24 protein-coding genes are annotated in these 24,775 nt (G+C 64.3%); 8 read left to right on the top strand and 16 right to left on the bottom strand.

Annotated features, from left to right (window positions below):
- A partial coding sequence (locus QM797_RS25445; protein ID WP_283278501.1) for a bifunctional [glutamine synthetase] adenylyltransferase/[glutamine synthetase]-adenylyl-L-tyrosine phosphorylase occupies positions 1–2,013 on the top strand: 2,013 nt, incomplete at its 5' end.
- 12 nt (positions 2,014–2,025) lie between these two features.
- Here QM797_RS25445 and QM797_RS25440 read toward each other — a convergent pair.
- From QM797_RS25440 to glnA, 6 genes are all read right to left on the bottom strand, one after another.
- Entirely contained in the window at positions 2,026–3,009 is a 984-nt protein-coding gene (locus QM797_RS25440; protein WP_283278500.1) for a glycine betaine ABC transporter substrate-binding protein, read from the bottom strand.
- Positions 3,009–3,818: an ABC transporter permease gene (locus QM797_RS25435; RefSeq protein WP_502942397.1), complete on the bottom strand. Its 810-nt coding sequence runs from the start codon at positions 3,816–3,818 to the stop codon at positions 3,009–3,011. Before QM797_RS25435 ends, QM797_RS25440 begins: the two co-directional genes overlap by 1 nt.
- Entirely contained in the window at positions 3,815–5,038 is a 1,224-nt protein-coding gene (locus tag QM797_RS25430; RefSeq protein ID WP_283278498.1) for an ABC transporter ATP-binding protein, read from the bottom strand. The genes QM797_RS25435 and QM797_RS25430 overlap by 4 nt, the downstream gene beginning before the upstream one ends.
- Positions 5,031–5,681, bottom strand: coding sequence for an ABC transporter permease (locus tag QM797_RS25425; protein ID WP_283278496.1), 651 nt, complete (start codon positions 5,679–5,681; stop codon positions 5,031–5,033). Before QM797_RS25425 ends, QM797_RS25430 begins: the two co-directional genes overlap by 8 nt.
- 144 nt (positions 5,682–5,825) lie before the next feature.
- Positions 5,826–5,981, bottom strand: coding sequence for a hypothetical protein (locus QM797_RS25420; RefSeq protein WP_502942398.1), 156 nt, complete (start codon positions 5,979–5,981; stop codon positions 5,826–5,828).
- A 702-nt stretch (positions 5,982–6,683) separates the two neighbouring features.
- Positions 6,684–8,120 carry a type I glutamate--ammonia ligase gene (gene glnA / locus QM797_RS25415; protein WP_008715657.1) on the bottom strand — a complete coding sequence of 479 codons (1,437 nt, stop codon included), beginning with the start codon at positions 8,118–8,120 and terminating at the stop codon, positions 6,684–6,686.
- A gap of 167 nt (positions 8,121–8,287) precedes the next feature.
- Here glnA and QM797_RS25410 point away from each other — a divergent pair, with 167 nt between their 5' ends.
- Positions 8,288–8,752, top strand: coding sequence for an RDD family protein (locus tag QM797_RS25410; RefSeq protein WP_283278494.1), 465 nt, complete (start codon positions 8,288–8,290; stop codon positions 8,750–8,752).
- 39 nt (positions 8,753–8,791) lie between these two features.
- On the opposite strand, the gene QM797_RS25405 is transcribed toward QM797_RS25410, so the two are convergent.
- The 5 genes from QM797_RS25405 to sucB form a co-directional block, all read right to left on the bottom strand.
- Complete coding sequence (locus QM797_RS25405) at positions 8,792–9,547, bottom strand: DUF4191 domain-containing protein (protein ID WP_283278492.1); 756 nt, start codon at positions 9,545–9,547, stop codon at positions 8,792–8,794.
- Positions 9,548–9,607: 60 nt separating this feature from the next.
- The gene (gene lipA / locus QM797_RS25400; protein ID WP_170944795.1) at positions 9,608–10,621 is read right to left on the bottom strand and encodes a lipoyl synthase; all 1,014 of its coding nucleotides are present in this window, start codon (positions 10,619–10,621) and stop codon (positions 9,608–9,610) included.
- A 9-nt stretch (positions 10,622–10,630) separates the two neighbouring features.
- Positions 10,631–11,410 (bottom strand): lipoyl(octanoyl) transferase LipB, encoded by a 780-nt coding sequence (gene lipB / locus QM797_RS25395; RefSeq protein WP_283278491.1) that lies wholly within the window; start codon positions 11,408–11,410, stop codon positions 10,631–10,633.
- 21 nt (positions 11,411–11,431) lie between these two features.
- Positions 11,432–12,322, bottom strand: coding sequence for a TIGR01777 family oxidoreductase (locus tag QM797_RS25390; RefSeq protein WP_283278490.1), 891 nt, complete (start codon positions 12,320–12,322; stop codon positions 11,432–11,434).
- 152 nt (positions 12,323–12,474) lie between these two features.
- Positions 12,475–14,268 carry a 2-oxoglutarate dehydrogenase, E2 component, dihydrolipoamide succinyltransferase gene (sucB, locus tag QM797_RS25385; protein WP_283278489.1) on the bottom strand — a complete coding sequence of 598 codons (1,794 nt, stop codon included), beginning with the start codon at positions 14,266–14,268 and terminating at the stop codon, positions 12,475–12,477.
- A 378-nt stretch (positions 14,269–14,646) separates the two neighbouring features.
- On the opposite strand from sucB, the gene QM797_RS25380 reads away from it, so the two are divergent.
- Positions 14,647–14,988: an oxidoreductase gene (locus tag QM797_RS25380; RefSeq protein WP_283278488.1), complete on the top strand. Its 342-nt coding sequence runs from the start codon at positions 14,647–14,649 to the stop codon at positions 14,986–14,988.
- 40 nt (positions 14,989–15,028) lie between these two features.
- Here QM797_RS25380 and QM797_RS25375 read toward each other — a convergent pair whose 3' ends face one another.
- A complete protein-coding gene (locus QM797_RS25375) occupies positions 15,029–16,552 on the bottom strand; it encodes a leucyl aminopeptidase (protein ID WP_283278486.1) in 1,524 nt (507 codons plus the stop codon).
- A gap of 129 nt (positions 16,553–16,681) precedes the next feature.
- Here QM797_RS25375 and gcvT point away from each other — a divergent pair, with 129 nt between their 5' ends.
- Positions 16,682–17,782, top strand: coding sequence for a glycine cleavage system aminomethyltransferase GcvT (gene gcvT, locus QM797_RS25370; RefSeq protein WP_283278485.1), 1,101 nt, complete (start codon positions 16,682–16,684; stop codon positions 17,780–17,782).
- A gap of 40 nt (positions 17,783–17,822) precedes the next feature.
- Entirely contained in the window at positions 17,823–18,926 is a 1,104-nt protein-coding gene (locus QM797_RS25365) for a branched-chain amino acid aminotransferase (protein ID WP_283278484.1), read from the top strand.
- On the opposite strand, the gene QM797_RS25360 is transcribed toward QM797_RS25365, so the two are convergent.
- From QM797_RS25360 to QM797_RS25345, 4 genes are read right to left on the bottom strand one after another with little or no spacing between them, the layout of a single operon-like run.
- Entirely contained in the window at positions 18,927–19,688 is a 762-nt protein-coding gene (locus QM797_RS25360; RefSeq protein WP_283278483.1) for an adenosylcobinamide-GDP ribazoletransferase, read from the bottom strand.
- 1 nt (position 19,689) lies between these two features.
- Positions 19,690–20,826 carry a nicotinate-nucleotide--dimethylbenzimidazole phosphoribosyltransferase gene (cobT, locus tag QM797_RS25355; protein WP_283278482.1) on the bottom strand — a complete coding sequence of 379 codons (1,137 nt, stop codon included), beginning with the start codon at positions 20,824–20,826 and terminating at the stop codon, positions 19,690–19,692.
- Complete coding sequence (gene cobU / locus QM797_RS25350) at positions 20,823–21,392, bottom strand: bifunctional adenosylcobinamide kinase/adenosylcobinamide-phosphate guanylyltransferase (RefSeq protein WP_283278481.1); 570 nt, start codon at positions 21,390–21,392, stop codon at positions 20,823–20,825. The genes cobT and cobU overlap by 4 nt, the downstream gene beginning before the upstream one ends.
- Positions 21,393–21,397: 5 nt before the next feature.
- Complete coding sequence (locus QM797_RS25345) at positions 21,398–22,057, bottom strand: DUF3043 domain-containing protein (protein ID WP_283278480.1); 660 nt, start codon at positions 22,055–22,057, stop codon at positions 21,398–21,400.
- A gap of 101 nt (positions 22,058–22,158) precedes the next feature.
- On the opposite strand from QM797_RS25345, the gene QM797_RS25340 reads away from it, so the two are divergent.
- The 3 genes from QM797_RS25340 to QM797_RS25330 all read left to right on the top strand — a co-directional run bounded on the left by QM797_RS25340 (position 22,159) and on the right by QM797_RS25330 (position 24,742).
- Positions 22,159–23,232, top strand: coding sequence for a glycerate kinase family protein (locus QM797_RS25340; protein ID WP_283278479.1), 1,074 nt, complete (start codon positions 22,159–22,161; stop codon positions 23,230–23,232).
- A 66-nt stretch (positions 23,233–23,298) separates the two neighbouring features.
- On the top strand, positions 23,299–23,664 hold the full coding sequence (locus QM797_RS25335; protein ID WP_032379078.1) for a HesB/IscA family protein: 366 nt from the start codon (positions 23,299–23,301) through the stop codon (positions 23,662–23,664).
- 103 nt (positions 23,665–23,767) lie between these two features.
- Complete coding sequence (locus QM797_RS25330) at positions 23,768–24,742, top strand: carbohydrate kinase family protein (RefSeq protein ID WP_283278477.1); 975 nt, start codon at positions 23,768–23,770, stop codon at positions 24,740–24,742.
- Positions 24,743–24,775 lie beyond the last annotated feature (33 nt).

The raw sequence follows: 24,775 nt of genomic DNA, 5'->3' as shown, positions 1-24,775 counted from the left end.
AGTCAGCGCGAGGACTTCGTGCCGGAAGTGCGCGCGATGCGCCGTCGGGTCGAAGAAATGGTGCCGTCCGAGCTTCGCGAGCGCGAGATCAAACTCGGACGCGGCAGCCTGCGGGACGTCGAATTCGCCGTCCAACTATTGCAATTGGTGCACGGTCGAACCGACGAGTCGCTGCGCGTGCTCGGTACGACCGACGCACTGACGGCACTCACCGAGGGCGGATACGTCGGGCGCGACGACGCCGCGAATCTGACGGCGTCCTACGAATTTCTCCGCCTGATCGAGCACCGCCTGCAGATGCAGAGAATGCGGCGAACGCACACCCTGCCTCCTCAGGACGACGAGGAAGCGCTGCGGTGGCTGGCCCGTTCGGCGCACATGCGACCGGACGGCAATCGCGACGCGCTCGGTGTGCTGAATGCCGAGATCAAGAGGAACGCCCAGCGCATCAGGCGGCTGCACGCGAAGCTCTTCTACCGGCCGCTGCTGGACTCGGTTGTCAAGTTCGACTCCGAGACAGTGCGTCTCACCCCCGACGCGGCGACGCGTCAGCTCGCCGCCCTCGGCTACCAGACCCCGCAGACTGCGCTGGGTCACCTGAAAGCACTCGTCGGCTCGGGCACACGGCGCGGCCAGATCCAAGCGGTGCTGCTGCCTACCCTGCTCGAGTGGCTGGCCGACACCCCTGACCCGGACGCCGGGCTCCTGAACTACCGCCGACTGTCGGAATCGGCTGGGGAGCAGACGTGGTTCCTGCGCGTGTTGCGCGACGAAGGCGCAGTTGCTCAGCGGTTGATGATCGTGCTCGGATCCTCGGCCTACGTACCGGACCTGTTGATCAAAGCCCCCGAGGTCATTCGGTTGTTCGCAGACGGGCCCACCGGCCCGCGCCTACTCGATGTCGAGCCCGAAGAGACCTACCGCGCCATCCTGTCTTCCTCGGCCCGCTACGAGGACCCGGTACGTGCGATCAACGCGGCCAGGGCGCTGCGACGACACGAGCTGGCCCGAGTGGCGTCGGCAGACATCCTCGGCATGCTCGACGTGCCTGCGGTGTGCCGGGCGCTGTCGTCGGTCTGGGCCGCCGTCATCAATGCCGCGCTGGCCGCTGCCATTCGGGCCAGCGAGATCGAGCGCGGTGAACCGGCACCGGCAACTCTGGCCGTCATCGGCATGGGGCGCCTCGGCGGCGGCGAACTCGGCTACGGCAGCGACGCGGACGTTCTGTTCGTCTGCGAACCCGTAGAGGGCATCGACGAGACCGTTGCAGTCAAGTGGGCCAACACCATTGCCGACCGCATCCGCAAACTGCTGGGAGCGCCCAGCACCGACCCGCCGCTCGAAGTAGATACCGGCCTACGACCCGAAGGCCGGAGCGGACCGGTGGTGCGCACCCTGTCGTCGTACGCCGCGTACTACTCGCAGTGGGCCCAGGCCTGGGAAGTGCAGGCTCTGCTGCGCGCGCACCAGGTGGCCGGCGACCAAGACCTCGGCATCCGGTTCCTGTTGATGGCCGACAAAGTGCGCTACCCCGAGGGTGGAGTGTCGGCCGACGCGGTCCGCGAGATCCGGCGCATCAAGGCGCGTATCGATTCCGAACGCCTGCCCAAGGGTGCCGACCCCGCTACCCACACCAAGCTCGGGCGCGGGGGACTTGCCGACATCGAGTGGACCGTCCAGCTCATCCAGCTGCGGTACGCGCACAAGGTTCTGTCGCTGCACAACACCTCGACCCTGCAGTCCCTGGACGCGATCGGGGCGGCAGAACTCATGAGCGAAACCGACGTCGAACTGCTGCGCGAGGCGTGGATACTCGCGACCAAGGCCCGCAACGCGCTGGTCCTGGTGCGCGGCAAACCGACCGACCAGCTACCTGCACCGGGTGCCGTGCTGTCCGCCGTGGCGCAGGTCGCGGGCTGGGAAGACGGCGACGCCGGTGCGTTCCTCGACAACTACCTGCGTGTCACGCGTCGGGCCAAGGCCGTGGTGGAGCGGACCTTCGGCGGGAACTAGTCCCGTCTCCCTCTACTCACTGCCTACGGTGACGAAGCCCTGCTTCACCATCCAGTCGCGCGCGACCTCGGCCGGCTCACGGCCATCGATGTCTACCTGCCGGTTGAGCTCGGTGATCTCGTCGTTCGTCAACGCCGCAGAGATCGGAGCGGTGACCTCGGCGATCTCCGGGTATTGCTCGGCGATCGGCGTGCGCATCACGACCGTGGCGTTGTAGCGGGGAAAGAAGCTCTTGTCATCTTGAATCACGACCAGGTTCAGACCTTTGATACGGCCGTCGGTGGTGAACACCTCACCGAATGTGCACTGCGAACCGTCGGCCGTTGCTTGATAGATGATGCCGCCCTGCAACACCTGCCGCGGAACGACGTTGGGGTCGAAGCCGTAGGTAGCGGCCATACCCGGAAACCCGTCCTGTCGTGAATTGAACTCGGTCTCCACGCAGGTCTGTGCCGCGGCCGGATCGGTTTCGGCGAGCGCGGCGTAGTCCGAGAGTGTCTCGATGCCGGTCGCGGCCGCCGTTGCCTGATTCATTGCGAGTGCGTACGTGTTGTCCATCGGTGCGGGGTTGACCCAGGTGAGGTTGTTGGCGGCGTCCGCGTCGCGCACGGCCTCGTACTGCTTGGCCGCGTCCGGGATGGGGGTTTCGTTTCCGAGGAAGTTGATCCATGCGGTACCCGTGTACTCGTACGTGACGTCGACTTGCCCGGAGATCATTGCCTGGCGGGTGCTGTTGGATCCGGAAATGTTGGTGAGGTCGCGTACGTCGGCTCCGGCTGCCACCAAAGCGAATTCGAGGATGTAGCCCAAGATGATCTGCTCGGTGAATTCCTTCGAACCGACGATCAATTTCGCGCCCTCGAGTCCCGCTACAGGTGTGATGCTGCCGGGTTCCACGGACAGCGGCACTGCACTGCCCGACTGCAGGCCGCAACCCGACAGCGCAATCGTGGCGACCGTACACAGAGCTATGAGTTGTCGTGTCGTGCGCCGCATCAGCGGAGTCCTTTCGGTCCGAGGTAGGCCTCGGCGAGGGCGCCCAACCAATCGACGAACAAAGCGAGGGCCACGGCGAGAACACCTCCTACGACGAGTATCAGTGGTTGGTAGAGCTTGTATCCGGTGTCGATCAGAGTTCCGAGGCCACCGGCCCCGACCAGGAAGCTCAGGGTGGCAGTTCCGACGGCCAGAACCAGCGACGTGCGCAGGCCGGCCAGCATGTACGGCACGGCGAGTGGGAATTCAATGCGCCACAGGATGCCATTGTTCGACATTCCCTGTCCGCGTGCGGCGTCGATGTAGCTCGGGTCGACTTGCTGGAAGCCGAGCATCGTATTGCGCAGCACAGGGAGCAGTGAATAGAATGCGATGGGGAGGACGCCGATCCAGAAGCCTGTCCGTCCCGTCGCGAGAAACAACAATACGAGCAAGCCCACGGCCGGGGCAGCTTGCCCGATGTTGGCGATACCGATGAATATCGGTGCCAATTTTCGATAGCCCTTGCGCGTCAAGAGAATTCCCAGTGGGACAGCGATGGCGAGCACCAGTGCAGTGACTACAATGGTGATGACGACGTGCTCGGACATTCTCTGGAGCAGGTAGCTCGCGTTCAATGTCTCCTTCTGAGTGGCACTCAGGTCGCGGGTGAAGGTGTATAAAAGCAAAGCGACTACGACCAACAAGATGATCGCGGGTTGCACCAGCAACCGAATACGCTCCGCGCGCTTGGCCGCCTGCTGCGCCGTTCGCGCGAAATCGTCGTCCGCTGCCGCGTCGACGGCAGGAGTCTCTGCGGAGGCCGTCACGACGGGCTTCCTGTAGCGACGTCGTCGCGAGCAATGTCCGAGGCCTGATCTTGCGCACTGTCGTTGTCATGGTCGTGAGCATGCTGCGAACGAATGGTCTTGATGGTGTCGATCAGCTGCTCGATGGTGATGGTTCCGGCGTACTCACCACGTTTACCGGTGACCGTTGCGGTGGCGTTGCCCTCCGCGAGAAGCGCTTCCAGAGCATCTTGCAGAGTCGACTGAGTGGACACCATTTCCCCCATCGGCACGCCGACGTCGCGCAAGCTCTTCGCGTCGGTGAGATGACGACGATCGGTCCACCGAATCGGTCGCCGACGAGCGTCGAGAATGATTCCCCACGCTTCCGGGTCTCTTCCGAGTGCCGTGTTCATCGACTCGACCGACTCGTCCTCGCCCATGACCGGTACGTCGGACAATTCGATGTCTCGTACACGCATCAGCGTCAACTGCTTCAATGCTGCACCCGAGCCGACGAATCCGGCGACGGTGTCGTCCGCCGGATTCGCCAGAACTGCTTCGGGTGTGTCGAATTGGAGGATTCGGGATTGGTTGCCCAGCACGGCAATTCGATCACCGAGTTTGACGGCTTCGTCGAAGTCGTGAGTGACGAAGACGATCGTCTTGCCCAATTCGGCTTGTAGGCGCATCAATTCGTCCTGGAGCAGACCGCGCGTGATCGGGTCGACGGCACCGAAGGGTTCGTCCATGAGCAGTACCGGGGGATCGGCAGCGAGCGCTCGTGCAACACCCACGCGTTGCTGCTGGCCACCGGACAGCTGGCGGGGATAGCGTTCCCGGTACAGCGCGGGATCGAGACCGACGAGGTCCAGCATCTCGTCTGTTCGATCAGATATCCGAGGTTTCTTCCAGCCGATCAGACCCGGGACCATGCCGACGTTCTCGGCAATCGTCATGTGTGGGAACAACCCTGCCTGCTGGATCGAGTATCCGATGGTGCGGCGCAGCTCGTTCGGGTTGATCGACAGTGCATCTTCACCGCCGATGGTGATGCGGCCCGACGTCGGCTCGATCAGTCGGTTGATCATGCGCATAGTCGTCGTTTTGCCGCAACCCGAGGGTCCGACCAGGACGACGACCTCGCCGGCGGGGATTGTCATGGACACGTTGTCCACGGCGGCGTCCTTCTGGCCCGGGTAGCTCTTGGTCACGTTCTCCAGGACGATTTCTACGCCGGATACGGTTGTTTTCTCACTCACGGATACCCCTCGAGGTGGTCAGTTTGCCGATCACGACGTAGATCCCATCGAGGATCAACGCCAGCAGGACGATGAGGATGGTGCCGGTCAGTGCCTGGGGGACGGCGGTCGGGCTGCCCACTCGGGCCAGCCCGGAGAACAGCAGGTTGCCCAGGCCAGGGCCTTTGGCGTACGCAGCAATGGCAAGGATGCCCATGGCCAGCTGAGTGCTGATTCGCATCCCGGTCAGAATCGAGGGCCATGCGAGAGGGATCTCGATGCGCCGCAGGACAAGAATGCGGCTCATCCCGATTCCGCGGGCGGCATCGGTGACCGCCGGATTCACGGAGTCGAGCCCGACCACGGTATTTCGAATTATCGGGAGCAGTGAGTACAGGACCAGAGCGGTCACGGTCGGTCGCACGCCCAGTCCCAAAATGGGAATGAGCAGACCCAACAGAGCGAACGACGGAATCGTCAGCACGGTACTCGCCAGGGCTGTTGCGACGGCAGATCCGGCGGGACTGCGGTAAACGAGAATTCCGATGGCTACGCCGATGATGGTCGCGATGATCACGCATTGCACGACGGCAGACACGTGCAGATATGAGTCGATCGCCAACTGCCGTCGCCGTCCGACTATGAAATCCCACAAGGCGTCCATGTTGTTTTCGTCCTCTGTTCGCCGGTGCCGGATAGGTACTTCTACCCCAACTACCGACAATCAAACGCCAAACGAGCTCAATTCCGTAGTCGTTTGCCGGAAACTACGCCGATCGGAAACAATCGGGAAAACGATTCGATCGACTCACACGTCGTAGTATAGCGAGAACTCGTACGAGTGTAGGCGCAAGTTGACCGGAGCGATTTCCTGCTCACGCTCGGGCGAGATCCAGATCTCGATCAGGTCGGTCGTGAACACGCCACCCTCGGCGAGGTAGCCGCAACCGGACCCACCGTTCATCGACAACGCCTGGAGATTCGCAACCGCACCTCTCAAAAGGGATAAAGTCGACGGTTTGTGCGAGATCCGTTGCGGTTTGGCTCCAGAGCTTCTAACGTTGAATTCGTTCGAGATCGGCCCTAACCGGAACTACCGCAGCGGTTTTGCGGTAAGCACGAGAAAGGACGAAAATGTCGAAATTCGTTTATTCAAAAGTCCCTGTTCGCACTCTGGTAGGAGGTGCACTGATGGCGGTCGGTGGAGCCACCGTGATCGCCTTCGGTGGATCGGGCGCAAATGCTCAAGCGTCCCCGCTGGGCTGTGCAGGTAGTGCGGCAGTACTTGGGGGGACCATTGCGTCGACGCCGGAGTCTGCCGGTGCGACCGCAGCTTTGGTCGGTGGCGCCGCGGCCCTTACGGCCGACCAGTGCGGGCAATACATTCCAAATCCGCAGCAGCAACCAATTGGCATATCGGATCCTGACCGCGCGCTGGGTCCGGGTGAGCGCAATGGCGAGGCGGACGACGTAAGTGGCTACTGATTGATAACCGCAAGACGCATCGAGAGCCCGGTCCGACATCGTTGGGCCGGGCCTCTCTTGTAAAAATGGTCCGCAGCGCTTCAGAGTTCAATATCGTGCAATCGCGAGAAGTTGAAACACCGATACGAAAACGCCCGGCCGAAAAGACTCGGCCGGGCGCTCTTCCGTGAAATCTATCGACTCACACGTCGTAGTACAGCGAGAATTCGTACGGGTGCGGGCGCAGGTTGACCGGAGCGATCTCCTGCTCACGCTTGAGCGAGATCCAGGTCTCGATCAGGTCGGTCGTGAACACGCCACCCTCGGTGAGGTAGTCGTGATCGGCCTCGAGACGGTCGATGACCGCATTGAGCGAGGTGGGTGCCTGAGGAATATTCTTGGCTTCCTCGGGCGGCAACTCGTAGAGGTCTTTGTCGACCGGAGCCATCGGCTCGATCTTGTTCTTGATTCCGTCCAGGCCTGCCATCATCTGAGCGGCGAAGTTAAGGTACGGGTTGCCCGAGGAGTCCGGTGCGCGGAACTCGAGGCGCTTGGCCTTCGGGTTGTTGCCGGTGATCGGGATGCGGACCGCGGCGGAGCGGTTGCGCTGGCTGTAGACCAGGTTGATGGGGGCTTCGTAGCCCGGCACCAGGCGGTGGTACGAGTTGATCGTCGGGTTCGTGAACGCCAACAGCGACGGCGCATGGTGCAGGATGCCGCCGATGTAGTGACGCGCGAGATCCGACAGTCCGGCGTATCCGGCCTCGTCGTGGAAGAGGGGCTTACCGTCCTTCCACAGCGACTGGTGCACGTGCATGCCCGAGCCGTTGTCGCCGAACAGCGGTTTCGGCATGAACGTCGCCGACTTGCCGTTCTTCCACGCGGTGTTCTTGACGATGTACTTGAACAGCTGCAGATCGTCGGCCGCGCGAAGCAGCGTGTTGAACTTGTAGTTGATCTCCTGCTGGCCGCCGGTGCCGACCTCGTGGTGCGCACGCTCGAGCTCGAAGCCTGCGTTCTGCAGGTTGGTCGAGATCTCGTCGCGCAGATCGACATAGTGGTCGTACGGGGCAACGGGGAAGTAGCCACCCTTGTAGCGAACCTTGTAACCGAGGTTCGGGCTGCCGTCGGCCTCGGTCTCGGCTCCGGTGTTCCACCAACCCGAAGAGGAGTCGAGTTCGTAGAACGCACCGTTGGCCTGCGAATCGAAGCGCACGGAGTCGAAGATGTAGAACTCGGCCTCGGCACCGAAGTACGCGGTGTCGGCGATGCCGGTGCTGGCCAAGTACTCCTCGGCCTTGCGTGCGACGTTGCGCGGATCGCGGCTGTACGCCTCACGGGTGAACGGATCGTGAACGAAGAAGTCGATGTTCAGCGTCTTCGCGTTGCGGAACGGGTCGATCTGAGCGGTGGCGTAGTCCGGAAGCAGAATCATGTCGGACTCGTGAATCGACTGGAAGCCGCGGACGGACGAGCCGTCGAACGCGAGACCGTCTTCCAGGGTATCCGCCGTGAACGCCTTGGCGGCGATCGAGAAGTGCTGCTGCGCACCCGGCAGATCCGTGAATCGGATGTCGACGTATTCGATTCCTTCATCTGCGATGAACTTGATGACCTCTTGGGCCGTGGAAAACGCCACGCTTTTGCTCCTTTGTTGAGTCCGTCGAACTGACGGTATGGACTTGGTGTTGCCCGCCCGTCAAGGTCGTGTTTCGCCCGTGTTACGCGTCCTGGTTCACGAGCGGCACGAACAACAGTACGTCCGCGTGTTTTCCCGTGTGTCCGGTCGCGCCTATCCTGGAAATCATGGCACGAATGACAGGTTCCTGGTTGTCCGGACCGGCGGCGGCAAACCCAAGAGAACCGCAAAATTTCCGCGGAGAGCAGCTCGGACTGCCTCAGCAAGGCGTGGGTGCGTTGGCGGGTGCCGGACGCCGAATCCTGGCGTTGCTGCTGGATTGGACGATGGCCACGGGCGTGGCGTCGTTGATTCTCGGCGGCTACACCACGAGTGGACTGATCTCGACGATCGTCCTTGCTGTGTGGTTCGTCGTGGGAGTGGCGACCGTTTCGCTGTTCTCGTTCACCCCGGGGCAGTTCGTGGTCGGCATCCAGGTCGGTCGCATCGACGCCCGTGCCCGGGTCGGTTTCGTGCGGGCGCTGGTTCGCCAACTGATACTGCTGTTCGTCGTCCCGGCGGTCATCACCGACATGGACGGACGCGGAATGCACGACCGCGCAACGGGAACAGCCCTGCTGCGGACCCGCTAGGGGCGCGCATCAGGGCTGCTGTGGAGTGTCGATCGGGATCTAGCGGCGCTTCATGGTCCGCTGGACGCCCTTCATCTTCGCCCCGCCGGGAACGGGTCCCTTCGGCATTGCCGGACCACCCTTGGTGCCGAGAGCGGAGAGCCGTGACTCGATGGTGTCCATGCGCTTGCCGTCGATGTTCTTGGGCAACTTCGACAGATACTTCTGCAGACCCGAGAGGGGAATCTGGTTCGGTTCGTTTCCGACGATGACGTCGTAGATCGGGGTGTCGCCCACCAGACGGGCCGTCTTTTTCTTTTCCTGAGCCAACAGCGCTTTCACCCGCTGCGGTGCACCCTCGGCTACGAGGATGACACCGGGCTTGCCGATCACCCGGTGCACGGCGTCGAGGTGAGTGGTGCCGGCAATCGCATTGGTCACCCGCCACGAACCCTGCAGGTTGTCCAAGGCCCAGGCCGCTGCACCGGCTTGGCCGTCGGCCTTCTTGTACACCGACTTCTGCACCCGGCGACCGAAGATGATGAAGGCGACCAACACGCCGAGCAACAAGCCGATGGGGAGCAGGAACCACTGGAAACCGAAGGCCAGGCCGATGAGGAAACCGACGAGCCCGAGCCCGACCACCGCCCCGATCATCAGCGGAAGGAGAACCTTGTCGTCCTTGCGCTGCATCTGGAACGCCTGCCACAGCTGACTGCGGCGTTCCTTCGATGCCTTCTTGCGGGCCGCTTTCGCGGCTGCTTTTGCTTCCTTGCTGGGCTTCGCTGCTTTGCCAGCCTTACTGCCGTTCGCCATACGTCACAGGATACGTCCTGTGCCGACGCTCACGTGCACCGCTCCGGATTGGATCGAGGATCAGCGAGCGGCCAGACGGGCCATCAACGAACTGGCCTCCTGCGAAGCTTCTCCGCCGTCGGTCAGATGGCTCATGCTCTCGGGCAGCTCACGGCCGTGGTGCGCCATGGCCTGCGCGTAGAGGCGTCCGGCACGGTAGGAGGAGCGGACCAACGGACCGGCCAGCACGCCGGCGAATCCGACCTCGGTGGCGTAGTCGGAGTGCTCGACGAACTCCTCCGGCTTCACCCACCGCTCGACGGGGTGGTGCCGCGGCGAAGGCCGCAGGTACTGGGTGATGGTCAGGATGTCGCAGCCCGCCTCGTGCAGGTCGCGGATCGCTTCCTGCACCTCCTCGGGCGTCTCGCCCATACCGAGGATCAGGTTGGACTTGGTGACCAGACCATCATCGCGAGCCGCGGTGATGACGTCCATCGACCGCTGGTAGCGGAACGCAGGACGAATGCGCTTGAAGATGCGCGGCACCGTCTCGACGTTGTGGGCCAGCACCTCCGGTCGCGAGGAGAAGACCTCGGCCAGCTGATCGGGCTTGGCGTTGAAATCAGGGATGAGCAGCTCGACACCGGTGTTCGGGTTCAGCTTCTTGATGAAGCGCACGGTCTCGGCGTACAGCCATGCACCGCCGTCCTCGAGATCGTCACGCGCGACGCCGGTGATCGTGGAGTAGCGCAGACCCATGGCCTGTACGGACTCCGCCACGCGGCGCGGCTCGTCTCGATCGAGGTCATCCGGCTTGCCGGTGTCGATCTGACAGAAATCGCATCGGCGGGTGCACTGCTCACCGCCGATGAGGAAGGTCGCTTCGCGATCTTCCCAGCATTCGTAGATATTCGGGCAGCCGGCTTCCTCGCACACCGTGTGCAGACCCTCGCGCTTCACAAGACCTTTGAGCTCGGTGTATTCCGGGCCCATCTTGGCTTTGGTCTTGATCCAGTTCGGCTTGCGTTCGATGGGGGTCTCCGCATTTCGGATCTCGAGGCGGAGCAGCTTGCGTCCTTCTGGGGCCACAGTCACAGATTCATGCTACGCGCCGAACCGAACGGTGGTGAACTGCGGGTTGATCGACGCGCCGACCGTCGCCGGATGCTCTATGTCGTGGTCCTGCACCGGCATCGAACCGTCCAATGCTGCCAGGATCGCGGCGGTGACGTTCGTGATCACGTCGCCGGTTGTCACGTCCCGTCCCAGCTCGAGCGACAGTGATGTGACGCCCGCATCGGCGATGCCGCACGGGACGATCGCATCGAACCCGTTCATGGCTGCATTGCAATTGAGCGAGAAGCCGTGCAGCGTCACCCCGCGCTGAACGCGGACCCCGATCGCGGCGATCTTGCGCTCGGGAAGCCAGATCCCGTCGCGCATTCCGGCTGCAAGCCACACCCCCGAGCGGCCGTCGACGCGTCCGCACACGATGCCGTATTCGGATACGACGGAGATCAGCGCTTCTTCGATACGGCGCACGTACTTGACGACGTCGATGGGCTGCGCGAGCTTGACGATGGGATATCCGACCAATTGGCCAGGACCGTGCCAGGTGATCTTGCCGCCGCGGTCCACCTCGACGACGGGAGTGCCGTCCCGCGGCATGTCTTCCTCGGCAGTGCGTCGCCCCGCCGTGTAGACGGACGGATGCTCGAGCAGCAGCAGTGTGTCGGAGCCGATGCCGTCGGCCCGGGCACCCGCCAGGTCGCGCTGCAGAGCCCATGCTTCGGTGTACTCGACGGTGCCCAACTCGCGCACCACGACAGGGTCGGTGCTCGCGCGTGCCGATGCTCGGACCGACGAAGAGTTCGCGTCACTCATGATTCGGAACGGTACGCCGGATCAGCTGCCTACAGCTACTCGCAGTGCCTCTCCCACGGTGTTGTGCTCGAACGTGTAACCCGCGTCCTCCAGAGCCTTGGGAATGGCACGCGGACCGGTGAGGATGGCTTCCTCGGCGAACTCGCCGATCACTGCCTTGAGGGCGAAGCCGGGGACAACCCACGGTGCCGGGCGGTGCACCGCACGCGACATCGCACTGTTGAACTGCGCGTTCGTCACCGGCGTCGGACCCACCATGTTGACCGGTCCACGCAAAGAATCGCTTTCGATGCCATGGACGATGGCACCGATTTCGTCTTCCAAGGAAATCCACGGGAAGTACTGACGCCCACTGCCGAGCCGACCGCCGAGGGCGAACAAATACAGCGGTCGAAGCTTGCCCAGCATTCCGCCGCGCTGCGAGAGCACGACGCCGCTGCGCAGCATGATCGTGCGTACACCCGCAGCGGACGCCGCAGACGTGGCGTTCTCCCAGTCACGACAGACCTCGGCCAGGAAACCCTCACCGACGGGAGCGGTCTCGTCGACCACTCGGTCGCCGGTGTCGCCGTAGAAGTTGACGCCGCTTGCGTTGATCAATGTCGGTACTCCCGCGTCGGCGGCAGCACCGGCGAGCACCTCGGTGGGAGCGATCCGACTGTCGCGCACCAACTGCTTGTAGGCACCGGACCATCTCTTGTCGCCGATTCCGACACCACACAGGTTGACGATCGCGTCGGCACCGTCGAGGGTGGCCGCGTCGATGCTCCCGCGGGATGGGTCCCACTGCGACTCGTCCGGCCCCGCCGGTGAACGCCGTACGAGGCGGGTGACGTCGTGGCTCCGACCCCGCAGTGCGGCGACCAGGGCTGTGCCGATCAATCCCGATGAACCTGCAATGACTACGCGCATATGAACGAAAGCCTCCTTGACGCAGACCGGGGCATCATTCGCGAACGAATGATGCCCCGGATGCTCGGTTCGTGCCCCACTTGTCGAGAGACTCCGATGCGAATGTTTCGCGCTCCTACGAGAATACGTGAGGCGCGAAACTCGCCGGTTGTCTAGAGGCCGAGATCGGCCTCGAACGACGCTACTTCGAGACGCTGCTTGATCGTCGTCAGGAAGCGTCCTGCGTCGGCCCCGTCCACCAAACGGTGGTCGTAGGTGAGCGGCAGGTAGCACATCGAGCGAACACCGATGGATTCGTTGCCCGAGTCGTCCTTGACGACGACCGGGCGCTTGACGATCGCACCCGTTCCCAGCATGCCGGCCTGCGGCGGTAGCAGGATCGGGGTGTCGAACAGCGCGCCCTGGCTGCCGATGTTGGTGATGGTGAACGTGCCACCGGACAGGTCGTCGGGCTTGAGTCCACCCGAGCGTGCACGGGTGGCGATGTCGCTGATCGCCCGAGCCAGTCCGGCGAGCGACAGGTCGCCCGCGTTGTGGATGACGGGGGAGAGCAGACCCTGCTCGGTGTCCACGGCGATGCCGAGGTGGACATCGGCGTGGTACGTGATCTCCTTGGCGTCCTCGTTGATACTCGCGTTGACGTTGGGGTGCGCCTTGAGAGCCTCCACGACGGCCTTCGCGAAGAACGGCAGGTACGTCAGGTTGACGCCCTCGTTCTCGGCGAACTTCGCCTTCGCCTTCGTTCGCAGACCGGCGATCTTGGTGACATCCACCTCGAAGGTCTGCGTGAGCTGCGCAGAGGTCTGCAGCGATTCGCGCGTCTTCTTCGCGGTGATCTGACGGATCCGGTTGATCTTCTGCGTGGTGCCACGAAGATGCGCGAGCTCCGGACGAACACCGGCGGTTGCCGGTGCAGCAGGCTTGGCGGCAGCGGCGGGCGCAGCCTCGGCTGCCGGAGCTGCCGGAGCCTTCTTCGCCTCGGCTGCAGCGAGCACGTCCTGCTTGCGGATGCGTCCGCCGACACCGGTGCCCTTGACGGTGGAGAGATCGACGTCGTTGTCCGACGCCAACTTCCGCACCAGGGGAGTGACGTACGGGCTGGAATCACCCGAGGGTGCCGACTCCTTGGCGGGAGCGGCCTTGGGGGACTCCTGCTTCGGTGCTTCCGGCTTGGGCTCTTCCTTCTTCGGCTCGGCCTTGGGAGCCTCCTGCTTCGGAGCTTCCTTCTTCGGCTCCTCTGCCTTGGGTGCCTCTGCCTTGGGTGCCTCGGGCTCCGGCGTGGCTTCGGGCTCGGGGGCCTTCTCGGCCGGCGACCCGGATCCGATGACAGCCAACTGACCACCGACGGCCACCGTGTCGTCTTCCTCGGCGGAGATTTCCAGCAGTGTTCCGGCAACCGGAGACGGGATCTCGGTATCGACCTTGTCGGTGGACACCTCGAGCAGCGGCTCGTCGACTGCAACCTCGTCGCCGACGGCCTTGAGCCATCGGGTCACGGTGCCCTCGGTGACGGACTCACCCAACTCGGGCATCGTCACCGGCGTACCGGATCCGTACGAGTCGGACGATGCACTCGCTGCGGGTGCCTCCTCCTCTGCCTGCGGCTCGGGCTCGGCTGCGGGAGTGGGCTCCTCGGCAGCTTCCTCGGGTGCCGACTCCTCGGCGGGAGCAGCGTCCTCGGCCGGCGCGTCGGACGAGGGGGCTTCGCCTGCGTCACCGATCTGGGCGAGCTCGCCACCGATCTCGACGGTGTCGTCTTCCTGAGCGACGATCTTGGTCAGAACACCGGCAGCGGGCGACGGGATCTCGGTATCGACCTTGTCCGTGGAGACTTCGAGCAATGGCTCGTCGACTTCGACGGTGTCGCCTTCTTGTTTGAGCCACCTCGTGACAGTTCCCTCGGTGACACTCTCACCGAGAGCTGGCATCTGGACGGAGAAGGCCATGTCTGTTGACTCCTCGACAGTTGTATGCGGGTGATGTAGTTCTTACGACTTGTGGTCGCAGACCATTGTGCTGGCGGAACAGGGTTCATGGACGAGAGTTGCGTGATTCGGTTCGACGGAGGCACCGGTGCACCAGACACCGATCGAGCATGTTCGGCTCGATACAGCGCCCACGTCGACACTCCCTCTCGGCAATTCACTTACTCACTTCACGAGCCTTGGTTCACTATCAAGAGAGTTGAACCCTCTACAGTCATCCTTCCATTGATATCGCCTCGCCGTTCCCCTAGGGCGCGCAACACGCCTGGCAAACTGGCGGGTAACAACATTTCCGGCTGTACAGCCGGTGATCCGTGGCCGTACGAGAAGGATGTACTCGTGGGATTGTTCGATCGACTCAAACGAAGCGGTGGGTCCGCGAAACGGGGTCCCGATGGGTCGGTCGCCCAGTACCTGGCCGATTGGACGGCCGCTCGGGTCGGGGTGGAGGCCTACGTGGAGCCGAAGACGACGGTGACCCCGCTGACTGTTGTGCTCGTCGCGAACGGCGGCGAATGGACCCGTCGGCCGCTGGATGAAAAATATGCACGAAAGATCGGACCCGACCTGAAGATCCCGGTGTACGACGTCCGCAAGACCGGCTATCCCCAGCGAATGCGTGACCACGACGCGCGCCAGAAGATCATCAAAAGGCGCGAACAGCAGCAGCGCGACGTGTGATCCCGTCCGTGCGCGCAGATCCGCGCGCACGGACGCGTGATCAGCCGTTCCGGGCGATGTCCTCGAGAACCGCGAACATCGTCCGCACGGGAACGCCGGTGCCGCCCTTGCCGGTGTAGCCGAAAGGCCCTCCGGTGTTGTAGGCCGGTCCCGCGACATCGATGTGAGCCCATTCGACGCCGTCGGCGACGAATTCCTTCAAGAACAGGGCGGCAGCGAGCATTCCACCGGCCCGGCCGTTGGTGACGTTCGCCAGATCGGCCACCTTGGAGTCGAGTTCGCGTCGGATCTCTTTCGGCAGCGGCATGGCCCATCCGTTTTCGCCGATCGCGCGCGAGATCGCGGCGACTCGGTCGCGGAAATCGTCGGTGCCCATCACGCCGGGGGTCCTGTTGCCGAGCGCAACGACCTGAGCTCCGGTGAGCGTCGCGGTGTCGATGAGATAATCCGGATCGTCCTCGCAGGCACGCACGATCGCGTCGGCCAACACCAAGCGGCCTTCGGCGTCGGTGTTGATGACCTCGACGGTGATGCCGCCGTACTGCGTCAACACGTCGCCGGGGCGCTGCGCGGTGCCCGACGGCATGTTCTCCGCCATCGGTACCGTCGCGATGACGTCGAGTGGGAGACCGACTTTCGCGGCCAGGATCACCGTCGCGATCACGGCAGCCGCACCGCCCATGTCCGAGGTCATGTTCTCCATGCCCGCAGCGGGTTTGATCGAGATGCCGCCGGTGTCGAAGGTAATTCCCTTGCCCACCAGGGCCACCTTCTTGGCACCCCGTTTGCCGCCTGCATGCGTCAAGCGAACCAGTCGCGGCAACCGAGAAGATCCCTTTCCGACGCCATGAATGCCGCCATAGCCGCCCTTCTCGAGTGCCTTGTCGTCGAGAATCTCGACCTTCAGGCCTGCGGCGGTGCCCAGGGCCTTCGCCTGGTTCGCGAACTCCTCGGGATACAGGTGGCTCGGCGGAGTGTTGACGAAATCACGTGCGACAGCCACTGATTCGGCGATGGCGACGGATCGTGCCAGCTCGTCCTTCGCATCCTTGGCGCGGGTGTCGCCGACGAGCAGTTCGACGCGGGCGAGTGGAAGAGCATCGGATTTCGGTGCCGAGAGCGCGGACTTGAACTCGGTGAACTGATACGCGCCGAGGAAGAACCCCTCTGCGGCCGCTCCGAGATCGAGTGCCGACAGCGTCGTCGCGACCGTATCGACACCCTTCAGCGAGCGTGCCGCGGTACCGGCCGACTGACGAATGCGCTCGCTGTCGATGTCGGCAGCGTTGCCGAGGCCCACTGCCAGGACACTGGACACGGGCAGGCCGGACGGAGCCTGGATCCGAACGAGCTCGTCGGCTTTGCCGGTGGCACCGACGGATTCGAAGGCGTCGAGGAGTTCGGCAGCAATGGCGTCGTCGGAGATGTCATCGGTGATGGCGAGCTCGAGGCCGTCGTCACTGGTACTCAGCGCGACAACGAGAACGTCGACTTTCTTGCCGAGCTTGCCCGCGAGGACCAGGTCGGGTCCGAGAGTGCGGGATAGCGTCGAAGGTGAAGGCACGTGGCTGCTCCTGTAGGGGTTGACGTGTAGGTACCTCGATCCTAATGACGACCCACGGAGCAGCGGACCGAGGGACGAACTCGGTCCGCAGGGCCCGCACGAGCGGTGATGTGGGCTAGCGTGACCGCCATGACCGACACCGACCTGATCGAGGGACCGCTGCACGCCGTACACACCGAATTAGGTGCGACATTCGCACCTTTCGGCGGTTGGACCATGCCGGTGTCGTACGCCGGTGTGGTCGTCGAGCACACCGCGGTGCGGGAAACCGTAGGCCTGTTCGACGTCGGCCACCTCGGAAAAGCGTCGGTCACCGGCCCCGGCGCTGCCGCCTTCGTGAACTCTGTCCTGACCAACGACCTCGGCCGCATCGAGCCGGGTAGAGCGCAGTACACCCTCTGCTGCACGGAATCCGGCGGTGTGGTCGATGACCTCATCGCATATTACGTCTCCGATGACGACGTCTTCCTGGTGCCGAATGCAGCCAACACGGCCGATGTCGCCGCCGCGATGGCGGCGCAGGCACCCGACGGCGTGTCGGTGGTGAACCAGCATCGCGAGTTCGGAGTGCTGGCCGTGCAGGGACCGAAAGCGGCCGAGGTGCTGCAGGAATTGGGTCTGCCGACCGACATGGACTACATGGCGTTCGAGGACGCGACCTGGAATTCGGTGGCAGTGCGAGTGTGCCGAACCGGTTACACCGGCGAGCACGGATACGAACTGGTTCCACCGGCGGGCGATGTGGAACCACTCTTCCGCGCCCTGCTGGCCGCTGTGCGGTCTCGTGGCGGACAGGTATGTGGGCTCGGAGCACGGGACACTCTGCGCACCGAGATGGGATACCCGTTGCACGGACACGAACTGTCACTGGACATTTCGCCCCTGCAAGCTCGGTGCGGTTGGGCGATCGGGTGGAAGAAGGACGCATTCTGGGGCAAAGAGGCACTGACCGCAGAGAAGGCCGGTGGGCCGGCGCGAACACTGCGTGGACTCAAGGCTCTCGACCGCGGTGTGCTCCGCCCCGGTCTCACCGTGCGGGTGTCGGGCCAGGATATCGGGACGACGACATCCGGAACTTTCTCACCGTCGCTCAAGGTGGGTATCGCCCTGGCCTTGCTCGATGCCGCCGCAGCTCCGGCGGTCGGCACGGAGGTCGAGGTCGACGTTCGTGGGCGTGCGTTGCGCTGCGAAGTTGTCGCGCCTCCGTTCGTCGCGGCCAAGACCAGGTGACCGCGCAAGAGCGGGTGACCTCCACGATAGGATCTCGGCCATGACAGGTGTTTCCGAATTCACGTACGTGCAGCATCCCTCGCTCGCTACATCGGAGGAGCGCGACGCGGTGCTTGCCGCACCCGGATTCGGAAAGCACTTCACAGACCACATGGTGTTCATCGACTACACCCGAGACCGTGGCTGGCACGACGCGACCATCGCCCCGTACGGCCCGATCGAGCTCGACCCGGCGGCGATGGTTCTGCATTACGGCCAGGCCATCTTCGAGGGACTCAAGATCTACCGTCAGCCGAACGGTGACCTCTCGACGTTTCGGGTTCAGTCCAACGCCGAGCGTTTTCGGTCCTCGGCCAGGCGGCTTGCCATGCCGGAGCTCTCGGACGAGCTCTTCGTCGGATCGATCGAGAAGCTGCTCGAACTCGACCACGAGTGGGTTCCCGCGGCAGGCGGCGAGGACGCGTTGTACGTCCGGCCGTACATGTTCTCCACCGAGGCCGGGCTGGGCGTGCGCCCCGCAGATTCGTACCGCTACATGCTGATCGCGTCGCCTGCAGGCGCGTACTTCCCCAGGGGAGTCAAGCCGGTGAGCGTCTGGCTGTCCACCGAGTACGTCCGAGCGGCACCGGGCGGCACCGGAGCTGCAAAGTTCGCAGGCAACTATGCCGCGTCACTCCTCGCCCAGGCGCAGGCCAGCGACGAAGGATGCGATCAGGTGGTCTGGCTCGACGCCACCGAGCGCCGCTACGTGGAGGAGATGGGCGGGATGAACCTGTTCTTCGTCTTCGGTTCGGGTTCCGATGCGCGACTGGTGACGCCGTCGCTGTCCGGATCGCTGCTGCCCGGCATCACCCGAGACTCGCTCTTGGCGCTGGCGACGGACGCCGGCATCCCCGTCGAAGAACGCCGAATCTCCACCGAGGAGTGGCGCAAGGGTGCCGACTCGGGCGAGATCACCGAGGTGTTCGCCTGTGGCACCGCAGCCGTCATCACCCCGGTGGGCAGCGTCAAGTCCACCGAGGGAGCCTTCGAGATCGCAGGCGGCGAGCCCGGCGAGATCACGCTCGCACTGCGAGACACACTCACCGGTATCCAGCGCGGGACCTTCGCCGATACCCACGGTTGGATGACGACGCTTCGTTAGTCAGCTCCACAGCAGAAGGCCAATGGCGGCCAGCGCTGCGGTGGTCTCGATTCCGGCTCCGAGCACGTCCCCGGACAGCCCGCCGAAGCGTCGGACACAGTGGCGAGCGACCACCACCGCGAGGGCGAGCACTACGACGACCACCAACGGTCCCTGCCACGGTCGGTCGGGCAGCGCGTATACAGACATGGCCGTTGCCGCACCCACCCACAAACCCACCGCTGCGGTCGACTGTGTGCCGGCCACGAGAGCGCCGAAGCCGCTCGGTGCTGCCGCGTCGATGCCCCTACGACAGGCGAGCACCACCGACACACGTCCGATCATCGAGACGAACACGATGGCCCACCACATGTGCAATTGAGCAAGCTGGCCCACGCTTGCAGCCTGTATGCCCAGCACGAGAGCAATAGCTGCCACACCGAACGGGCCTGCGCTGCCGGACTTCATGACTTCTCTCGCGCGCTCGGGCGGGCCGTAGCAACCGAGTCCGTCTGCGGTATCGGCCAGGCCGTCGAGGTGCATCCCTCTGGTCAGCAATGCAGCAGCCGCGACGCCGATCAGTCCGCTGAGTAGCGGCGACAGTCCGGCGGAGACCGACACCCACACCAGCGCAGCGCAGGTGCCGCCGAGGGCGAGACCGACGATCGGAGCGAGAGCTATTGCCCGTCCGGCCGAGTGCCGATCGACGTTCTCGGGGCCGCGTACGGGCAGCACGGTCAGCCAGGAGAACGCGAGCAACAGTCCATCGGCTCGCCCGCGCACGTCAGTGGTCTTCGATAGTGCTGCGGGCTTCGATACTGTTGTGGGCTTCGATACCGCTGTGGGCTTCGCTGTCACCGGTGCTGACACCGGAGTCGGCGAAGGTCGCCATCGAGTTCAACGTGCCGACGCCCGCCCGAACCAGAGGCAGTGCCGCGAGGGCACCGGACCCTTCACCCAGTCTCATGTCCAGCTCGACGATCGGTTCGAGACGCAGATGACGCAACGCAAGTGTGTGAGCGGGCTCGGCCGAACGGTGCCCGGCAACCCACCATTCCCGTGCGCCGGCTGCGCCGTCCTCTGCCACCAACGCGGCCGCGGTCACCACGAGGCCGTCGAGAATCACTGGGGTGCGCCGATGCGCGGCCTGTGCGAGAAATCCGGCCAGCGCCGCGAAGTCGGCGCCACCCGCTACCCGGAGCAGATCGGTAGGGTTCTTGGCGACCGGTCGCGCTCGACGCATGGCATCCCGTATTGCCGCGGTCTTCCTGATCCACCCGGCGTCGTCGATTCCGGTGCCCCGGCCGACGGCTGCAACAGGTTCGGTGTCGGTCAAGATCGCGGTCAATACTGTTGCGGGAGTAGTGTTTCCGATACCCAGATCGCCCGCGATGAGCAGATCCGCCCCGCCGTCGACCTCCTCGTCTGCGATGGCTGCCCCGGCGGCGAGCGCCGCTCGAACCTCGGCTTCGCTCAGTGCATCCTCGCGGTCGATCGACCCGCTGGATCGTCGAATCTTGAACGCGGACACCGACGAATCGGTCTCGGCGTCCACCGCGATATCGACTACCCGTACCGTGGCACCGGCGATGTCGGCGAGCACGTTGACCGCCGCCCCGCCACCGCGAATGTTCTCGACCATCTGAGCTGTCACCTCCGGCGGGTACGCAGAGACCCCATGGGCCGCGATCCCGTGATCGCCCGCGAAGACGACGACGCGCACTCGCTCGAGCAAGCGTGGCGGGCAGCTGTCCTGGCACGCCGCAATCCATTCGCCGAGCTTCTCCAGTCGCCCGAGGCTGCCGGCGGGCTTGGTGAGTTCACGTTGACGATCCGCGGCGGCGGACCGAGCCGAATCGGACGGAGCGGTCACCGGACGAAACGGCGACAACTCCGAATCTTCTGCCGAAAATGTTGTCACGCTTCGCCTTTCGCGGTGATGAATTCCGCCGGTGGTTCCTTGAGGGTCAGCACGAGTCCCGCGACGACCAGCAGAACCCGGTCACACACGGCGGCCAGTCGAGAGTTGAGCAGTCCGAGCTCGTCTCGGAAGAGGCGTCCGGAATGCGACTCGGGAACCACGGACAGACCTACCTCGGGACTGACCAGCACAAGGGTGGATGTGCACGCCGCAACCGCCCCGACCAGATCGTCGACGGACGGTGTGATCGTGCCGCGCGGTCGTTCCCACGCCTGAGCGTCGTCGAGCATCCCCGTCAGCCATGTTCCGAGGTCGTCGACCAAGGTGGTGCCGTCCCAGGGCTCCGAGATCGATGCGGCCAGCGAGGTTACCGTCTCGACGGTGGACCAATGCTGCGGTCTCGACGCCCGATGAAGGTCGATGCGACGCTGCCAATCCTCGTCGGTGTGGTCGCGCCTACCGGTGGCGAAGTAGCGAACCGGCTCGGTGCCGGCACACGCCTCGGCATGCGCGGACTTACCGGATCGGGCACCACCGAGCACGAGGGTTCGAATCGGTTCACCCACCGACGTCAGACAGCCGCGCCGGCGCTGACTCGCGGCTTGGGTGCGCGCATCTTGCGAATCTGGGACGCGCGGACGAAGGCGTACCACCCGATCTTGAAGCCGCCGTCTGTGGTCTCGGGGAATCGGACTCGAATCTTGTTGTTGATCATCTTGCCGAGGTAGACGCCCTCGCCGACCATGAACAGCATCATCACGAACATGCCGAGAGTGACGTACTGCTGAACCGCAGGCTGCAGGAACAACGCGAAGATCAGGATCAGTGCGAGCGGCATGAACAGCCCGACGAGGTTGCGCCGCGCGTCGACGATGTCGCGCACGTATGCGCGCACCGGACCCTTGTCGCGGGGGAGCAGGTACTTGTCGTCGCCCGCGAGCATGCGCGCACGGCGCTCGGCTGCCGCGGCGCGCCGCTCGTTGGAGGCGGCCTTGCGATCTTCTTTGCTGCCCTTGTTCGCCTTGCGCCGCTCGCGGGCCTCTTTGCTCGTCAGGGGAGCAGGGGCAACCGGTCCGCGACGCCGAGCCTCCGCATCACGGCGCTTGGGTGTCGGCCGGCCCTTGCCGAGGGACACCGGAGATGCGGCCTCGTTCCCGGACGCAGTCGACTCGGATTCGTTCGAATTCTGTTCGTCCGAATTGTCGGAGTTTCCACGGCGTAGCAGCTTCACGCAACCAGAGTATGGGATGACGTATCGATATCGAACACCGGCCAGGTCAGCTCGCAGATCAGCAGATGCCGTCCGCATGCTGCGGCCCTAGACTTTCCACGATGCGAGTGATGATTGCGCCGGATTCCTTCGGAGACACCCTGACCGCCGCGGACGCGGCCCACGCCATAGCCAGGGGATGGACATCGGTTCGACAGCAGGACGAACTCGAGATCGCCCCCCAATCCGACGGCGGGCCGGGGTTCGTCGAGGTGCTGGCCTCGCGCATCGGCACTGTGCAGGTCGCCGACGTCGACGGACCGCTCGGCACTGCGGTTCGGGCGCGCTGGCTGCTCGACGGCACAGCGGCGTACATCGAATCCGCGCAGGCGTGCGGACTGCATCTGCTCGACGGCCCGCCGAGCCCCCAGTCCGCATCGAAAGCCAGCAGTTACGGCGTCGGGCAACTGATCGATGCAGCGATCGGCAGCGGGGCTCGAACGATCTTCGTCGGGCTCGGCGGCAGCAGTTGCACCGACGGCGGCCGCGCACTGATCCGCGCGCTGGGCGGACTGGGATCGGCGGCCGCTCGATTGTCTGGAATCGACCTCGTGGCCGCGTCGGACGTGGAGAATCCGTTGCTGGGCGAGTGGGGTGCGGCCCGGGTGTTCGGCCCGCAGAAGGGTGCCGACGCCGACACGGTCGACAGACTGGAGGAGCTGAACACCGACTGGGCCGCCGTCCTGTCCGCAGCGGGCCACGACGTGGCGAACCGGCCGGGTGCAGGAGCCGCGGGCGGTATCGGTGCCGCATTGTTCGCACTCGGCGGCACACAGCAGCCCGGGGCCGTCGTGGTGGCCGACCGAACCGGACAGCAGGAACTGCTCGAGACCGTCGACCTGGTGTTGACCGGTGAGGGGAAGTTCGATTCACAATCGCTGCGCGGCAAGCTGGTGACCAGAATCGCGGCTGCCGGTGGTGCGACCGGAGTGGAGACGATCGTGCTCGCGGGCCAGGTCACGTTGACCGAGGACGAACTGGCGTCCGCCGGTATCGAGGCCGCACACTCGATCAGCGAGTTCGCGGGATCGGTGGAGTTGGCGATGTCCGATGCAGCGAACCAGCTCGAATTGCTCGCTGCACATATCGCGGGCGGGGTTGCAGACTCTGGCGCGAATCCGAGGCGGCGCGCGTGAGGAATAGAGGCACCGAGAGTACGGTTGAGTAGTTCACGGGTTTTGTACGACTGATAGGGAGAGCCCATGACCGTTTCAAGTGAGACCACAACGACCGAGACCACGGCGCACAAGGTCACCATGACCGAGACCGCGTCGGCCAAGGCCAAGGCGTTGCTGGATCAAGAAGGCCGCGACGACCTCGCACTGCGCATCGCGGTGCAGCCGGGTGGTTGCGCAGGACTGCGCTACCAGCTCTTCTTCGACGACCGAAGCCTCGACGGCGACCTCGCGGTCGACTTCAACGGCGTCACCCTCGCAGTGGACCGGATGAGCGCCCCCTACGTGGAGGGTGCATCCATCGACTTCGTGGACACGATCGAGAAGCAGGGCTTCACGATCGACAACCCGAACGCCACGGGATCGTGCGCGTGCGGCGACTCGTTCAACTGAGCTGACTCGTCTTCGACTGTGACCGATACACGCATGCGTGTATCGGTCACAGTCGTGTCTGCCTGTCAGCAAACCAGCACCTCCACTCGAAAGGCTCTCCTTCGTGACTCTCGCGGTATCAGGCTCGATAGCGACCGACCATCTGATGCGATTCCCCGGACGGTTCGCCGAGCAGATCGTCGCCGACCAGATCTCGAACATTTCGTTGAGCTTTCTGGTCGACGATCTGGTCATCCGTAAGGGAGGCGTCGGCGGAAACATCGCGTACGCGCTCGGAGTTCTCGGCGGTGCGCCTCTGCTCGTCGGGGCCGTTGGACCGGACTTCGCCGAATACCGGACCTGGCTCGAAGAGCACGGAGTCGACTGCAGTGGCGTGAGCGTCTCCGCAACCGCCCACACCGCGCGTTTCGTCTGCACCACGGACCAGGACATGGCGCAGATCGCGTCGTTCTACCCCGGAGCCATGAGTGAGGCTCGCGATATCTCCATCGAAGCGCTGGCGACTCAGCACGAACTGGACCTGGTCCTGATCGGTGCCAACGACCCCGATGCGATGACAGCGCACACAGCTCAGTGTCGCGCTGCGGGGATCCCGTTCGCGGCCGACCCGTCCCAGCAGCTCGCTCGCCTCGACGCCGAGCAGGCAATGGAGATGATCGACGGAGCCACGTATCTGTTCACCAACGAGTACGAATGGGCTCTGCTCAAGCAGAAGACCGGCATGTCCGACGCCGACATCGCCGACAAGGTGGATCTGCGTGTCACCACACTGGGCAAGCGCGGCGTGGACATCGTCACCAAGGACGGTGTGCATACCCACATCGGTGTCGTACCGGAAACGAGCAAGATCGACCCTACCGGCGTCGGCGACGGCTTCCGGGCCGGTTTCCTCACCGCACATTTGGCCGGAGCAAGCATCGAACGTGCGGCGCAACTCGGCTCGCTCGTCGCCGTACTGGTTCTCGAAACCACCGGCACACAGGAGTGGAGCTTGAACCGCGACGACGCGATCAAGCGTCTGAGCGCGGCCTACGGCACCGAGGCAGGCGAGGAGATCGGCGCGCTGCTGCCGGCCTGAGTTCGGTCTTCCCGCCCCAGTGAGGGCGGGAAG

Source organism: Rhodococcus sp. IEGM 1381 (assembly GCF_030056795.1).
GTDB lineage: Bacteria > Actinomycetota > Actinomycetes > Mycobacteriales > Mycobacteriaceae > Rhodococcoides.
Note: the sequence above shows the minus strand (reverse complement) of the source record. Positions and strands in the feature narration are given on the sequence as shown.

Excerpts from the sequence above, each read along its gene's own strand:
- lipB (WP_283278491.1), bottom strand. The coding sequence starts at position 11,410 with ATGAGTGACGCGAACTCTTCGTCGGTCCGAGCATCGGCACGCGCGAGC.
- QM797_RS25340 (WP_283278479.1), top strand. The coding sequence starts at position 22,159 with ATGCGAGTGATGATTGCGCCGGATTCCTTCGGAGACACCCTGACCGCC.
- QM797_RS25440 (WP_283278500.1), bottom strand. The coding sequence starts at position 3,009 with ATGCGGCGCACGACACGACAACTCATAGCTCTGTGTACGGTCGCCACG.
- QM797_RS25405 (WP_283278492.1), bottom strand. The coding sequence starts at position 9,547 with ATGGCGAACGGCAGTAAGGCTGGCAAAGCAGCGAAGCCCAGCAAGGAA.
- sucB (WP_283278489.1), bottom strand. The coding sequence starts at position 14,268 with ATGGCCTTCTCCGTCCAGATGCCAGCTCTCGGTGAGAGTGTCACCGAG.
- QM797_RS25410 (WP_283278494.1), top strand. The coding sequence starts at position 8,288 with ATGGCACGAATGACAGGTTCCTGGTTGTCCGGACCGGCGGCGGCAAAC.
- QM797_RS25420 (WP_502942398.1), bottom strand. The coding sequence starts at position 5,981 with ATGAACGGTGGGTCCGGTTGCGGCTACCTCGCCGAGGGTGGCGTGTTC.
- QM797_RS25425 (WP_283278496.1), bottom strand. The coding sequence starts at position 5,681 with ATGGACGCCTTGTGGGATTTCATAGTCGGACGGCGACGGCAGTTGGCG.
- QM797_RS25365 (WP_283278484.1), top strand. The coding sequence starts at position 17,823 with ATGACAGGTGTTTCCGAATTCACGTACGTGCAGCATCCCTCGCTCGCT.
- QM797_RS25335 (WP_032379078.1), top strand. The coding sequence starts at position 23,299 with ATGACCGTTTCAAGTGAGACCACAACGACCGAGACCACGGCGCACAAG.
- gcvT (WP_283278485.1), top strand. The coding sequence starts at position 16,682 with ATGACCGACACCGACCTGATCGAGGGACCGCTGCACGCCGTACACACC.
- QM797_RS25390 (WP_283278490.1), bottom strand. The coding sequence starts at position 12,322 with ATGCGCGTAGTCATTGCAGGTTCATCGGGATTGATCGGCACAGCCCTG.